The following is an 11,420-nucleotide window of genomic DNA, read 5'->3' as shown; positions in this document are numbered from 1 at the left end:
ACGACGCGGGGTGGAGCAGCTCGGTAGCTCGCTGGGCTCATAACCCAGAGGTCGCAGGTTCAAATCCTGTCCCCGCTACTGAAGACTAGGGCCCGGATCCTTCAGGATCCGGGCCCTAGTCGCGTGTCCGTACGGGGGCGCACGACTGCCCGAAGAGCGGTGGAGAAGGGGTGAGTTGAGGTGAGTCGTGTTTGACTTATCTCTCTGTGGGCATGTCGACAAAACGCTGAAGTGACCTCACTGGCTGCGGTATACCAGGTGTACGCGCGTTGCGGGTGGTGCGACGATGGTTTTTATGGGGGACAGGGCAACTCTGTTGGAGACAGGGCGGTTTGTGCAGCGGCACGCTCGACGTGCCGCAGATGACATCATCGAGGCCGCGGTGGCCGTCGATGCGGCCGTCGACACCACCGCCGACACCGAGACCGAGAGCGACACGGAGACCGAGGCGCGCCACCGTCGCGCCGCCGAGAGCGGCGACGCCGCGTCCATGAGTGTGCTCGGCGCGCTGCTGCTGCGCCGCGGTGACCTGGACGGTGCCGAGCCCTACCTGCGCGGCGCCACGGCCGAGGGGGACCGCGCCGCCGCCAACAACCTGGGCGTACTGCTGCACCAGCGGGGATACGCGGAGGAGGCCGCCGGCTGGTGGCGGGTCGCCGCCGTCGCGGGCTCCGCGCCCGCCGCCCACGCGCTCGGCCGCCACCACCGCGAGCGCGGCGACGAGCCCGCCGCCGAGTACTGGCTGCGCCAGTCCGCCGAGCAGGGCCACGCCCTGGGCGCGTACGCCCTCGCGGACCTCCTGGAGCACCGCAGCGACGTCGGCGCCGAGCGGTGGCTCCGTGCGGCCGCCGAGCAGGGCCACCGCGAGGCCGCCTACCGTCTCGCCCTGGCCCTCGAGCGGCGCGCGACGGAGACCGAGGGACCTGTCGGCCTGAGCGGCGCGGCGGCGGGTACGGCCCCCGGCGCGGCCCCGGCGCCCGGCGTGCTGCCCGGACCGGCCGCCGGCCCGGCGTCCGGCGACGACGCCACCGCGCCGCCCGCCGGAGAGCTGGGCGAGGCCGAGCAGTGGTTCCGGCAGGCGGCCGCGCGCGGGCACCGCCGGGCCGCGCTCCACCTCGGCGCGCTCCTGGAGAAGCGCGGCGAGCTCAAGGAGGCGGGCCGCTGGTACCTGAGCTCGGCCAAGGAGGGCGAGGCGAAGGCGGCCTGCGCGCTCGGCTTCCTGCTGCGCGACGCCGGGGACGAGGAGAGCGCCGCCGTGTGGTGGCTGCGCGCCGCCCAGGACGGCGATGGCAACGCTGCCAACGCACTCGGCGCCCTGCACGCCGCCCGCGGCGAGCAGCAGACCGCCGAGCGCTGGTACCGCGCCGCGATGGACGCGGGCGACGTCAACGGGGCGTACAACCTCGGGCTGCTCTGCGCCGCCCAGGACCGCAACCAGCAGGCCGAGCAGTGGTACCGCCGCGCCGCGTACGCGGGTCACCGTGAGGCCGCCAACGCGCTCGCCGTGCTCCTCCTCCAGGCCGGCGACGCGAACGGCGCCGAGCCGTGGTTCTCCAAGGCCGCCGAGGCCGGCAGCGTCGACGCCGCCTTCAACCTCGGCATCCTCTACGCGGGTCGCGACGACGACCGTACGGCGCTGAGCTGGTACGTGCGCGCGGCGGCGGCCGGGCACACCGAAGCCGCCCTCCAGGTCGGCATCGCCTGCCTGCGGGACGGCGACGAGCAGACCGCCGAGCGCCATCTGCGGTGCGCGGCGGGCGGCGGCAGCGCCGAGGCGGCGTTCCGGCTGGCGAGCGTCCTCGACGCGCGCCGCCCGCAGCCCGGACCGCCCGCGCTCGGCGCCCCGCGCGAGGAGAAGAGCGAGTGCGAGGAGTGGTACGAGCGCGCCGCCCAGCAGGGGCACCGGCGTGCGCAGGTGCGGGTGGGCATGCTGGCCGCCGCCCGCGGCGACGTGGCGGAGGCGGCCCACTGGTACCGCGAGGCCGCGGAGGCGGGCAGCCGTAACGGCGCCTTCAACCTCGGCCTGCTGCTGGCCCGCGAGGGCAGTGAGCGCGAGGCCGCCCTGTGGTGGACCCGCGCCGCCCGGGCCGGACACGGGCGGGCCGCGCTGCGGCTCGCGCTGCTCGCGGCACGGCGCGGAGAGCTGACGGAGGGCAGGCACTGGTGCGCGCGGGCCGTGGAGCTGGGTCCCGCGGAGGTGGCCGAGAGGGCGGCGCGGCTGAGCGAGGCGCTGCACCAGGAGCTCACCGCTTAAGCGATTTGCGCTGGTCGTGGCCGTCCCGTAAGGTTGGGTTCACCGACGCGGGGTGGAGCAGCTCGGTAGCTCGCTGGGCTCATAACCCAGAGGTCGCAGGTTCAAATCCTGTCCCCGCTACTCAGTAGCACCGAAGGCCCGGATCCTGAAGGATCCGGGCCTTCGTCGTGTCCGGGTCCGCATCGACGGCACACGGAGAAGCCCCCCACCGAGGTGGGGGGCTTCCGGCGTCTCGGACTGCGTCTCAGGCGGTCGAGGCGCAGTTCGGGCAGAGGCCCCGGTACGTGACTTCGACGCCGGAGATCGTGAAGCCGAAACGCTCCGAGTCCGGGAGGTCCGCCAGCGGGTTGCCGGCGGGGTGGACGTCACGGATCGCGCCGCAGCGGCCGCAGACCAGGTGCTGGTGCGGGCGATGGGCGTTCGGGTCGTACCGCTTGGCGCGGCCGTCCGTCGCGACCTCCATCACCTCACCGAGCGTGACCATCTCGCCCAGGGTGTTGTAGACGGTCGCCCGGGAGATCTCGGGCAGCCGTTCCACGGCACGGGCGTGGACCTCGTCGGCGGTCAGATGGACATGGTCACCGTCGAGCACCTCGGCCACGACGCGCCGCTGCGCGGTCATTCGCCAGCCGCGGCCGCGCAGACGTCCCAACAGGTCACTCATGGGAGCCAGGGTAACAGCGGGGGTCCATGATCCCGAACAGGTGTGACTTTGGATATTCACTTGTCTTGGACATTGTCTATTGTAGGCTCGACCGGCAGGCGGCCGGAGGCCGCGATCCAGGCCCTGCGCGGCCGAGGGCGCTTGTCGTGAAGAGGGAGAGGGCCGGTACGCGATCGCGCGTGCCGGCCCTCTCTCGTCTCAGCTCGCCATGGTCGTCGCGTGGCGGTGTGCCGGGGTCCAGCAGCGGATGATGTCGCGTACGGAGACGATGCCGACCGGCCCGTGTCCGTCGAGGACGACGAGGTGGCGGAAGCCGCCGTGTGTCATGGCGGCCGCCGCCTCCTCCAGGGTCCAGGCGGGTGCGGCGAAGACGACGTCGGTGGTGGTGTGGGAGCCCGCGGTCTCGTGGTCCGGGTTCTGGTCTGCGCCGATGGAGTTGAGGATGTCGCGCTCGGTGAGGATGCCGAAACCGCCGGCGTCGGTGTCGTGGACGACCGCCGCGCCGACGCGGCGCGCCGACATCAGCCGGGCGGCCTGACGGAGAGTGTGGGCGGGGCCGATGGTGAGGACCACCGTGCTCATGGCGTCACGGACGAGCATGAAAAGAGCCACCTCCTCGGTGAACCGTTCCCGCTTTCAACGAGAACGAATTCACAAGTTCACAAGTGGGGGGACTTTCAGAGTCGCAGCGGTCCGGGGGCCTGACAAGGGGGCGCGCGAGGCGCGCCCGGGGGGTGCGTGAGGCGGCTCTTCCGCCGTGCGTCAGGCCTTCTGGTTGAGGTAGCTCAGCAGTTCGCCGTGGAGCAGACCGTTCGACGCCGCCGCGTTGCCGCTGTGCGGGCCGTGCCGCCCGTCCAGGCCGGTGAACGTGCCGCCCGCCTCCTGGACGACGATCGCCGTCGCCGCCATGTCCCAGAGCGAGAGCTCCGGTTCGGCGCAGAGGTCCACCGCACCCTCGGCGACCATCATGTACGGCCAGAAGTCGCCGTACGCCCGGGTCCGCCAGCACGCGCGCGTGAGGTCGAGGAAGCCGTCGAGCCGGCCCCGCTCCTCCCAGCCGCTGAGCGAGGAGTACGCGAACGAGGCGTCACCCAGCTCCGCGACCTTCGAGACCTGGATCCGCGTCGCCGACGTCAGGCTGCGGCCCGTGAACGCCCCCGCGCCCTTCGCCGCCCACCAGCGGCGGCCCAGCGCCGGCGCGGAGACCACGCCGACCACCGGCTGGAACCCGGTGTCGCCGGCCTCCATCAGCGCGATCAGGGTCGCCCAGACCGGCACCCCTCGCACGTAGTTCTTGGTGCCGTCGATCGGGTCGATCACCCAGCGGCGCGGGCCCGTGCCCTCCACGCCGTACTCCTCGCCGAGGATCGCGTCGCGGGGGCGCGCCCGCTGCAGCTGACCGCGGATCAGCTCCTCGGCGGCCTTGTCCGCCTCGCTCACCGGCGTCATGTCCGGCTTCGTCTCGACCTTCAGGTCGAGCGCCTTGAACCGGTCCATGGTGGCCGCGTCGGCGGCATCCGCGAGGACGTGGGCGAGACGCAGATCGTCGTGGTAATCGGCCATGGTCGAAACTCTATCCCTCGAAGGGACGTGGCCCGGCGGGAGGCCTTGACAGTGCGTGGCGGCCCGTCAACTCTGAGCGCAGAACCGTTCTGGCCGGGAGGCGACGATGCCGACTGCCCGTGAGGCCCTGCTCGATGCCGCCCTCGCGTCGCTCGCGGTGCTGCCCTGGTCCGCGGTCCGGATGGTCGACGTCGCCTCCGCCGCCGGCGTCTCCCGGCAGACCCTGTACAACGAGTTCGGCAGCAAGGAGGGCCTCGCCCGCGCGCTCGTACGGCGCGAGGCGGACGCCTACCTCCAGGGCGTCGAACGGGTCCTGGCCGCGCCCGCCCCGCCCCGGCGGAACCTCCTCGCCGTCGCCGAGTGGACCGTCTCCCAGGCCTACACCCGCCCCGTACTGAGGGCCCTGCTCACCGGCTGCTGGGGCGAGCGGCTCCCCGTCCCCCGCCCGGCCAGAGCCGGATCACGCGCCTCCGCCGTTCCCGCGCAGCGCCGCGCCGACGCGGGCGTGCCGTCCCCCACCGACCTGCTCTGCCTCGCCCGCGACCGCGCCGCGACGGTGCTCCAGGATCGCGACGGAGACGTGCGGAACTCCTGCGAGATCGTGCTGCGGCTCGCGCTCTCCTACGTCGTCGCCCCGGCGCCCCTCGTCGCGGACGGTCAGTGCGCGGAGCCCGAGAGCTGGAGTCCGACCACGCCGACGATCACCAGCGTGATCGACACGATCTTCAGGGTGGACACGACGTCGCCGAGGAAGACCATCCCGTAGATCGCCGTCCCGGCCGCGCCGATGCCGGTCCACACCGCGTACGCGGGGCCCACGTCCAGCTTGCGCAGCGCGAGCGTCAGCAGTCCGAAGCTACCGAGGGCGAAGCAGGCGAAGGCGACCGTCGGCCAGAACCGGGTGAACCCGTGCGAGAGCTTCAGGCAGACCGCGAACCCCGTCTCCAGGAGTCCGGCGACCACCACGAGCAGCCACGCCATCGTCAGTGCCTCCCACGCCGTAGGTGACCGCTTCGTCGCACTTGGTGCGATTATGCACTTACCAGCGGTGGTGGACCGCAAACGCGGGCGCGTCAGTCGCCTTCGCGTCGCTCCCGGGTCGCGAGCAGTCGGCGCAGTGAGTACAGCCGCGCCGGGTCCGCGTGCCCCTCGGCCACCCACGCGTCCAGCGCGCAGTCCGGCTCGTCGTGGCTGCAGGCCCGCGGACAGTTCTCCGTACCCGGTACGAGATCGGGGAAGGCCAGGATCACCCGGGACGGGTCGACGTGGTTGAGACCGAAGGAACGCACGCCCGGGGTGTCGATCACCCAGCCGCCCTCGCGCGAATCCAGCGGGAGGGCGAGTGCCGAGGTGGTGGTGTGCCGGCCGCGACCCGTCACGGCGTTGACGTGCCCGGTAATCCGGCGCCGGTCCTCCGGGACCAGCGCGTTGACGAGGGTCGTCTTGCCGACACCGGAGTGGCCGACGAACGCGGTCGTGCGGCCCTTCAGGTGCTCGTGCACCCGCTCGGCGGCGACTCCGTCCACGAACTCGTCGCGCGTGGTGACCACGTACGGCACACCCAGCGCGCCGTACATCTCCAGGAGCTCGTCCGGCTTCGCCAGGTCCGACTTGGTCAGCACCAGGAGCGGGGTCAGCCCGCCGTCGTACGCGGCGACCAGACAGCGGTCGATCAGCCGCGGGCGCGGCTCGGGGTCGGCGAGCGCGGTGACGATCGCCAGCTGGTCCGCGTTGGCGACGACGACCCGCTCGAACGGGTCGTCGTCGTCGGCCGTGCGGCGGAGCACGGAGCTGCGCTCACCGATCCGTACGATCCGGGCCAGCGTGTCCTTCTCGCCGGACAGATCGCCCACGAGCGAGACCCGGTCGCCGACGACCGCGGCCTTGCGGCCCAGCTCGCGCGCCTTCATCGCCAGGACCACCCGGTCCTCGAGGAGGACGGTGAGCCGGCCGCGGTCCACGGTGAGGACCATGCCCTCGACCGCGTCCTCGTGCTTGGGACGGATGGTGGTGCGGGGACGGTTGCCCTTGCGGTTGGGCCGCTGGCGGATGTCGTCCTCGTCGGTGCGCTTCCCGTAGTGCCGCATGGATCAGACTCCGAGCATTTCGGTCCACATCCTGGGGAAGTCGGGCAAGGTCTTGGCCGTCGTCGCCACGTTCTCGATCTCCACACCCTCGACCGCGAGGCCGATGATCGCGCCCGCGGTCGCCATCCGGTGGTCGTGGTACGTGTGGAAGACCCCGCCGTGCAGCGGGCGCGGGCGGATGAGCAGACCGTCCTCGGTCTCCGTCACGTCGCCGCCGAGCTCGTTGATCTCCTTGGTGAGCGCCGCGAGCCGGTCCGTCTCGTGGAGCCGCAGGTGCGCGACGCCGCGCAGCGTCGAGGGCGAGTCCGCGAGCGCCGCGACCGCCGCGATGCCGGGCGTCAGCTCTCCGACCTCGCTCAGGTCCACGTCGATGCCGTGGATCCGGCCGGTTCCGGTGAAGGTGAGACCCGCCTCGGTCAGCTCGCAGGAGCCACCCATCTCGGTGAAGATCTCGCGCAGCGCGTCACCGGGCTGGGTGGTCCTGGCGGGCCAGTCCGGGACCGTCACCCGGCCGCCGGTGACCAGGGCCGCGGCCAGGAAGGGCTGTGCGTTGGACAGGTCGGGCTCGACCGTCAGATCGCGTCCGAGCAGGGCCGACGGGGAGACCCGCCAGACGTTCGCCTCGCCGCCGGTCTCCGGCTCGTCGACCTGGGCGCCCACCTGGCGGAGCATGTCGACGGTCATCCGGATGTGGGGGAGGGACGGGAGCTTCGCTCCCACGTGCCGTACCTCCACGCCCTGGTTGAAGCGGGGGGCCGAGAGCAGCAGGGCGCTCACGAACTGGGAGGACGAGGAGGCGTCGATCTCCACCGGGCCGCCGTCCAGCGCCCCGCCGCCGTGCACGGTCATCGGCAGCGCGCCGCGCCCGTCGTCGTCGATGCGGGCGCCGAGCACGCGCAGCGCGTCGATCACGCCGTGCAGCGGTCGCTCGTGGGACCGGGCGTCGCCGTCGAAGTGCACCGGACCGTCGGCGAGGGCCGCGACCGGGGGCAGGAAGCGCATGACCGTGCCGGCGTTGCCGACGTCCACGGTCGCCGGGCCGTGCAGCCCGGCCGGGATGATCCGCCAGGCCTCGCCCGTGCCACCCGCGGCCGAGGAGCTGGAGTTGACCGTCTCCTCGATCTTCACGCCCAGGGTGCGCAGGGCCTCCGCCATGAGCAGCGTGTCGCGGGAGCGCAGCGGGCGGCGGAGCCAGCCCGGCTCGGCGGCGAGCGCGGCGAGGACCAGTCCGCGGTTGGTGACCGACTTCGATCCGGGCACGGTGACGGTCGCGTCGACGGCACCGCTCGCATAGGGGGCGGGCCAGAGGTCGGTGTGCAGGTCGGCGTGCGGGGAGGTATCGGTCATGCCCCTCACTTTAGTGGGGCACGCGGTGGCTACAGCCCCAGCAGCCAGCGCCCTCCGCCGATCAGGGAGCAGATCGCGACCGCGTGGAAGAAGAAGAGCCAGAGCGCCGGGTGGACATGGGTGAGCCGGGCGAGCTGGTCGGCGTCGGAGTCCGGTGCCCCTCCGTGGCGCCGCTTGCCCTGGAGCTCGAAGACCGGGCGGACCCCGCCGAGGAGCAGGAACCAGACCACGGAGTACGCGAACGCGGACTGGACGTCCGGGCCGGTGAGCCAGGAGACCAGCAGGAACGCGGCGCCCGTCACGAGGACGGTGAAGATCCCGTACGCGTTCCTGACCATCACCAGCATGACGAGGAGGAGCGCGGTGGCGAGCCAGAGGAGCAGCGTGATCCGGTGGTCGGCGAGCAGCCAGGCGCCGCCGAGGCCGAGCAGCGGGGCGGCGGTGTAGCCGGCGGCGGCGGTGAGGATCATGCCGATGCCGGTGGGGCGCCCGCGCGAGACGGTGAGCCCGCTGGTGTCCGAGTGGAGCCGGATGGACTGCAGCCGGCGGCCCGTCACGAGGGCGATCAGACCGTGGCCGCCCTCGTGCGCGATGGTGACGGCGTTCCGCGAGATCCGCCATATCGCGCGGGGGACGGTGGCGAGGAGCGCGGCCACGCCGGTGACGATCACCAGCCACTCTTCGGGGGCGGGCTGTGTGCCGAGGACTTCGGTCATTTTCTGGACTGGCTCCTCGGACGGGATCGGGATCGGATCGGGATCGTGGCAGTGTGGCACGTATGTGCGGACGGTATGCAGCGAGTCGTCGGCCCGAGGACCTGGTGGGGATCTTCGAGGTCGAGAAGTGGGAGCCGGAGGAGACCCTGGCTCCGGACTGGAACGTGGCCCCGACCAAGGAGGTCTACGCGGTACTGGAGCGTCCTCTCAAGGACGCGGATTCGCCGCGGCCGGTTCGCCAGCTCCGGAGACTGAAATGGGGCCTCGTGCCCTCCTGGTCGAAGACGCCCGAGGGCGCGGCCCGGATGATCAACGCGAGGGCGGAGACGATCGCCGAGAAGCCCTCCTTCAAGCGCGCCTTCTCCGCGCGCCGCTGCATCCTGCCCGCGGACGGCTACTACGAGTGGGTGACCGGCACCGGGGAGCGGGAGCTGGAGGTCGAGGGGAAGAAGAAGCGGACGCGGAAGCAGCCGTACTTCGTCACCCCGGCGGACGGGTCCGTCTTCGCGATGGCGGGCCTCTACGAGTTCTGGCGCGACCGCACCCTGCCCGACGACCACCCGTCGGCCTGGTGGGTGACCTGCTCGGTCGTCACGACGGAGGCGGAGAGCGGCCCGCTCGGCGTGGCCCCCGAGGAGGGCCCCCACTCGCTCGCCGACATCCACCCCCGGATGCCGCTCATGCTCACCCCGGACCGCTGGGACGCCTGGCTGGACCCGCGGCGCACCGACGCCGAGGAGCTCAAGGGGCTGCTCGCGGCGCCGCCCGAGGGGCTCATGCGGGCGTTCCCGGTCGCGACGGCGGTGAGCAACGTCCGCAACAACGGGCCGGAGCTCATGAAGGAACTCGACGGCCCGGAGGTCGGCACGCTGTTCTGAGCGCACCCCGGGACGGCCGCGCGCGGCAGGATGGGGGCGTGACCACGAGTGAGATCGTTCCGACCGACGCCGGTGACGCCCGGATCACCTGGTACCCGGGGAAGAAGCCATGGGCGGTGCTCGCCCTGAGCCACGGGGCCGGCGGCGGGATCGAGGCGCGCGACCTCCAGGCCCTGGCCGGCGCGCTGCCCGCCGGCGGAGTGACCGTCGCGCTCGTCGAGCAGCCGTGGCGGGTCGCCGGGAAGAAGGTGGCCCCAGCCCCGAAGACCCTGGACACCGGCTGGCGCGGGATCTGGCCCGCCCTCGGCGGGCCCGGCCTCCCGGTGATCGCCGGCGGCCGCAGCGCGGGCGCCCGGGTCGCCTGCCGGACCGGGAAGGAGCTCGGCGCCGCGGCCGTCCTCGCGCTGAGCTTCCCGCTGCACCCGCCGGGCAGGCCGGAGAAGTCCCGGGCCGACGAGCTGCTCGGGACGGGCCTGCCCACCCTCGTCGTCCAGGGCGGCAACGACTCCTTCGGGAAGCCCGCCGAATTCCCCGAAGGGCCGTACCGGCTCGTCGAGGTGCCGTACGGCGATCACGGCTTCACCGTGGCCAGGCGCGCCCCCGTGACACCGGAGGGGACCCTCGCCCTCATCACCGACGAGGTCACCTCGTGGATCACGTCACTCCGCCCCTGAGAGCGGGAATGCCGAGCGTGCCACCACGGTTGTGCCCCATGTCGGTGTGAGAGCAAGGAAGAGGGAGTCCGTCGCATGGGTTCGACCATCTGCCCCGAGCGTGCGCAGGCCGCTGACCTCGACTGGACAGTGCTGCCCGCTCCCAAGACCGCCCCTATTCGGGCGGCGGGCGGAGCGGTTCCTCGTCTATCCTCCGAATCGAGTGGGTCCGCATTCGGATTCGCCGCAGCGCTGGAGGAGGTGGGTCCGGTCACTGGGACCGACACAGGGACCGACGACGGCCCCGAGGAGACGACCGCGGAGCGCAACGCGCGCTTCGAGCGGGACGCCCTCGGCTACCTCGACCAGATGTACTCCGCCGCGCTCCGGATGACGCGTAATCCCGCGGACGCCGAGGACCTGGTGCAGGAGACGTACGCCAAGGCGTACGGCTCGTTCCACCAGTTCCGCGAGGGTACGAACCTGAAGGCCTGGCTGTACCGCATCCTCACCAACACCTTCATCAACTCGTACCGCAAGAAGCAGCGAGAGCCCCAGCGGAGCGCCGCCGAGGAGATCGAGGACTGGCAGCTCGCGCGTGCCGAGTCGCACATGTCGACGGGTCTGCGGTCCGCCGAGTCGCAGGCGCTCGACCACCTGCCGGACTCCGACGTCAAGGAAGCGCTCCAGGCGATCCCCGAGGAATTCCGCATCGCCGTCTATCTCGCGGATGTCGAGGGCTTTGCGTACAAGGAGATCGCGGACATCATGGGTACACCCATCGGTACGGTGATGTCCCGACTGCACCGGGGCCGCCGCCAGTTGCGCGGCATGCTCGAGGACTACGCCCGCGACCGCGGGCTCGTTCCCGCGGGCGCCGGAGAGTCGTCGAACGATCTGAAAGGCTCGGGCTCATGAGCTGCGGAGAGCCGCACGAGACGGATTGCTCAGAGGTCCTGGATCATCTCTACGAGTTCCTCGACCATGAGATGCCCGACAGTGACTGCACGAAGTTCGAGGTGCACTTCGAGGAGTGCTCCCCCTGTCTGGAGAAGTACGGCCTGGAGCAGGCGGTGAAGAAGCTCGTCAAGCGCTGCTGCGGCAGTGACGACGTGCCCACCGATCTGCGGGCCAAGGTGATGGGCCGCATCGACCTGATCCGCTCGGGCCAGGCCGTGCCCGAGCAGGACGTCACGGCGACCGCTCCGGAGTAGCCCCACACGTCGAGAAGGGCCGCCGCGACGAGATCGCGGCGGCC

Annotated in this window: 13 protein-coding genes and 2 tRNA genes; 8 read left to right on the top strand and 7 right to left on the bottom strand. The window is 72.1% G+C overall.

Going from position 1 to position 11,420, the window contains the following annotated elements; all coding sequences use genetic code 11:
- Positions 1 to 4: 4 nt before the first annotated feature.
- The 3 genes from ACZ3IJ_RS07310 (at position 5) to ACZ3IJ_RS07300 (ending at position 2,374) form a co-directional block, all read left to right on the top strand.
- Positions 5 to 78: transfer RNA gene (locus ACZ3IJ_RS07310), tRNA-Met, on the top strand.
- Positions 79 to 286: 208 nt separating this feature from the next.
- On the top strand, positions 287 to 2,254 hold the full coding sequence (locus ACZ3IJ_RS07305; RefSeq protein WP_467466683.1) for a tetratricopeptide repeat protein: 1,968 nt from the start codon (positions 287 to 289) through the stop codon (positions 2,252 to 2,254).
- A gap of 46 nt (positions 2,255 to 2,300) precedes the next feature.
- Positions 2,301 to 2,374, top strand: a tRNA-Met gene (locus ACZ3IJ_RS07300).
- 124 nt (positions 2,375 to 2,498) lie between these two features.
- Here ACZ3IJ_RS07300 and ACZ3IJ_RS07295 read toward each other — a convergent pair.
- From ACZ3IJ_RS07295 to hisN, 3 genes are all read right to left on the bottom strand, one after another.
- Positions 2,499 to 2,918 carry a Fur family transcriptional regulator gene (locus ACZ3IJ_RS07295; RefSeq protein WP_467466681.1) on the bottom strand — a complete coding sequence of 140 codons (420 nt, stop codon included), beginning with the start codon at positions 2,916 to 2,918 and terminating at the stop codon, positions 2,499 to 2,501.
- A 198-nt stretch (positions 2,919 to 3,116) separates the two neighbouring features.
- Positions 3,117 to 3,518: a CBS domain-containing protein gene (locus ACZ3IJ_RS07290; protein ID WP_467466680.1), complete on the bottom strand. Its 402-nt coding sequence runs from the start codon at positions 3,516 to 3,518 to the stop codon at positions 3,117 to 3,119.
- A gap of 162 nt (positions 3,519 to 3,680) precedes the next feature.
- Complete coding sequence (gene hisN / locus ACZ3IJ_RS07285) at positions 3,681 to 4,481, bottom strand: histidinol-phosphatase (RefSeq protein WP_467466679.1); 801 nt, start codon at positions 4,479 to 4,481, stop codon at positions 3,681 to 3,683.
- Positions 4,482 to 4,587: 106 nt separating this feature from the next.
- Between hisN and ACZ3IJ_RS07280 the strand changes: the two genes are divergently transcribed.
- On the top strand, positions 4,588 to 5,247 hold the full coding sequence (locus tag ACZ3IJ_RS07280; RefSeq protein ID WP_467466678.1) for a TetR/AcrR family transcriptional regulator: 660 nt from the start codon (positions 4,588 to 4,590) through the stop codon (positions 5,245 to 5,247).
- Here the strand turns inward: ACZ3IJ_RS07280 and ACZ3IJ_RS07275 are convergent.
- From ACZ3IJ_RS07275 to ACZ3IJ_RS07260, 4 genes are all read right to left on the bottom strand, one after another.
- Positions 5,139 to 5,462: a DMT family transporter gene (locus ACZ3IJ_RS07275; protein ID WP_376441362.1), complete on the bottom strand. Its 324-nt coding sequence runs from the start codon at positions 5,460 to 5,462 to the stop codon at positions 5,139 to 5,141. The two genes, ACZ3IJ_RS07280 and ACZ3IJ_RS07275, sit on opposite strands and share 109 nt — an antisense overlap.
- A 92-nt stretch (positions 5,463 to 5,554) precedes the next feature.
- On the bottom strand, positions 5,555 to 6,568 hold the full coding sequence (rsgA, locus tag ACZ3IJ_RS07270) for a ribosome small subunit-dependent GTPase A (RefSeq protein WP_467466677.1): 1,014 nt from the start codon (positions 6,566 to 6,568) through the stop codon (positions 5,555 to 5,557).
- A gap of 3 nt (positions 6,569 to 6,571) precedes the next feature.
- A complete protein-coding gene (gene aroA, locus ACZ3IJ_RS07265) occupies positions 6,572 to 7,915 on the bottom strand; it encodes a 3-phosphoshikimate 1-carboxyvinyltransferase (protein ID WP_391798532.1) in 1,344 nt (447 codons plus the stop codon).
- Positions 7,916 to 7,944: 29 nt separating this feature from the next.
- Positions 7,945 to 8,631 (bottom strand): M50 family metallopeptidase, encoded by a 687-nt coding sequence (locus ACZ3IJ_RS07260; protein ID WP_467466675.1) that lies wholly within the window; start codon positions 8,629 to 8,631, stop codon positions 7,945 to 7,947.
- A gap of 62 nt (positions 8,632 to 8,693) precedes the next feature.
- Here ACZ3IJ_RS07260 and ACZ3IJ_RS07255 point away from each other — a divergent pair, with 62 nt between their 5' ends.
- The 4 genes from ACZ3IJ_RS07255 (at position 8,694) to rsrA (ending at position 11,376) form a co-directional block, all read left to right on the top strand.
- Positions 8,694 to 9,509 (top strand): SOS response-associated peptidase, encoded by an 816-nt coding sequence (locus ACZ3IJ_RS07255; protein WP_467466674.1) that lies wholly within the window; start codon positions 8,694 to 8,696, stop codon positions 9,507 to 9,509.
- 38 nt (positions 9,510 to 9,547) lie between these two features.
- Positions 9,548 to 10,183: an alpha/beta hydrolase family protein gene (locus ACZ3IJ_RS07250; RefSeq protein WP_467466672.1), complete on the top strand. Its 636-nt coding sequence runs from the start codon at positions 9,548 to 9,550 to the stop codon at positions 10,181 to 10,183.
- A 240-nt stretch (positions 10,184 to 10,423) separates the two neighbouring features.
- A complete protein-coding gene (locus tag ACZ3IJ_RS07245) occupies positions 10,424 to 11,080 on the top strand; it encodes a sigma-70 family RNA polymerase sigma factor (protein ID WP_352186978.1) in 657 nt (218 codons plus the stop codon).
- On the top strand, positions 11,077 to 11,376 hold the full coding sequence (rsrA, locus tag ACZ3IJ_RS07240) for a mycothiol system anti-sigma-R factor (RefSeq protein ID WP_383177653.1): 300 nt from the start codon (positions 11,077 to 11,079) through the stop codon (positions 11,374 to 11,376). Before ACZ3IJ_RS07245 ends, rsrA begins: the two co-directional genes overlap by 4 nt.
- The last annotated feature ends 44 nt before the right edge of the window (positions 11,377 to 11,420 follow it).

This window comes from Streptomyces sp. NPDC013317, from assembly GCF_055563155.1.
The sequence above is the reverse complement of the archived record's forward strand: the minus strand, read 5'-3'. Positions and strand labels throughout refer to the sequence as shown.

Bases quoted from the DNA above. Each gene is read 5' to 3' on its own strand.
- ACZ3IJ_RS07295 (WP_467466681.1), bottom strand. From the start codon at position 2,918: ATGAGTGACCTGTTGGGACGTCTGCGCGGCCGCGGCTGGCGAATGACC.
- ACZ3IJ_RS07280 (WP_467466678.1), top strand. From the start codon at position 4,588: ATGCCGACTGCCCGTGAGGCCCTGCTCGATGCCGCCCTCGCGTCGCTC.
- ACZ3IJ_RS07260 (WP_467466675.1), bottom strand. From the start codon at position 8,631: ATGACCGAAGTCCTCGGCACACAGCCCGCCCCCGAAGAGTGGCTGGTG.
- rsgA (WP_467466677.1), bottom strand. From the start codon at position 6,568: ATGCGGCACTACGGGAAGCGCACCGACGAGGACGACATCCGCCAGCGG.
- rsrA (WP_383177653.1), top strand. From the start codon at position 11,077: ATGAGCTGCGGAGAGCCGCACGAGACGGATTGCTCAGAGGTCCTGGAT.
- ACZ3IJ_RS07275 (WP_376441362.1), bottom strand. From the start codon at position 5,462: ATGGCGTGGCTGCTCGTGGTGGTCGCCGGACTCCTGGAGACGGGGTTC.
- ACZ3IJ_RS07255 (WP_467466674.1), top strand. From the start codon at position 8,694: ATGTGCGGACGGTATGCAGCGAGTCGTCGGCCCGAGGACCTGGTGGGG.
- ACZ3IJ_RS07290 (WP_467466680.1), bottom strand. From the start codon at position 3,518: ATGCTCGTCCGTGACGCCATGAGCACGGTGGTCCTCACCATCGGCCCC.
- hisN (WP_467466679.1), bottom strand. From the start codon at position 4,481: ATGGCCGATTACCACGACGATCTGCGTCTCGCCCACGTCCTCGCGGAT.
- aroA (WP_391798532.1), bottom strand. From the start codon at position 7,915: ATGACCGATACCTCCCCGCACGCCGACCTGCACACCGACCTCTGGCCC.
- ACZ3IJ_RS07305 (WP_467466683.1), top strand. From the start codon at position 287: ATGGTTTTTATGGGGGACAGGGCAACTCTGTTGGAGACAGGGCGGTTT.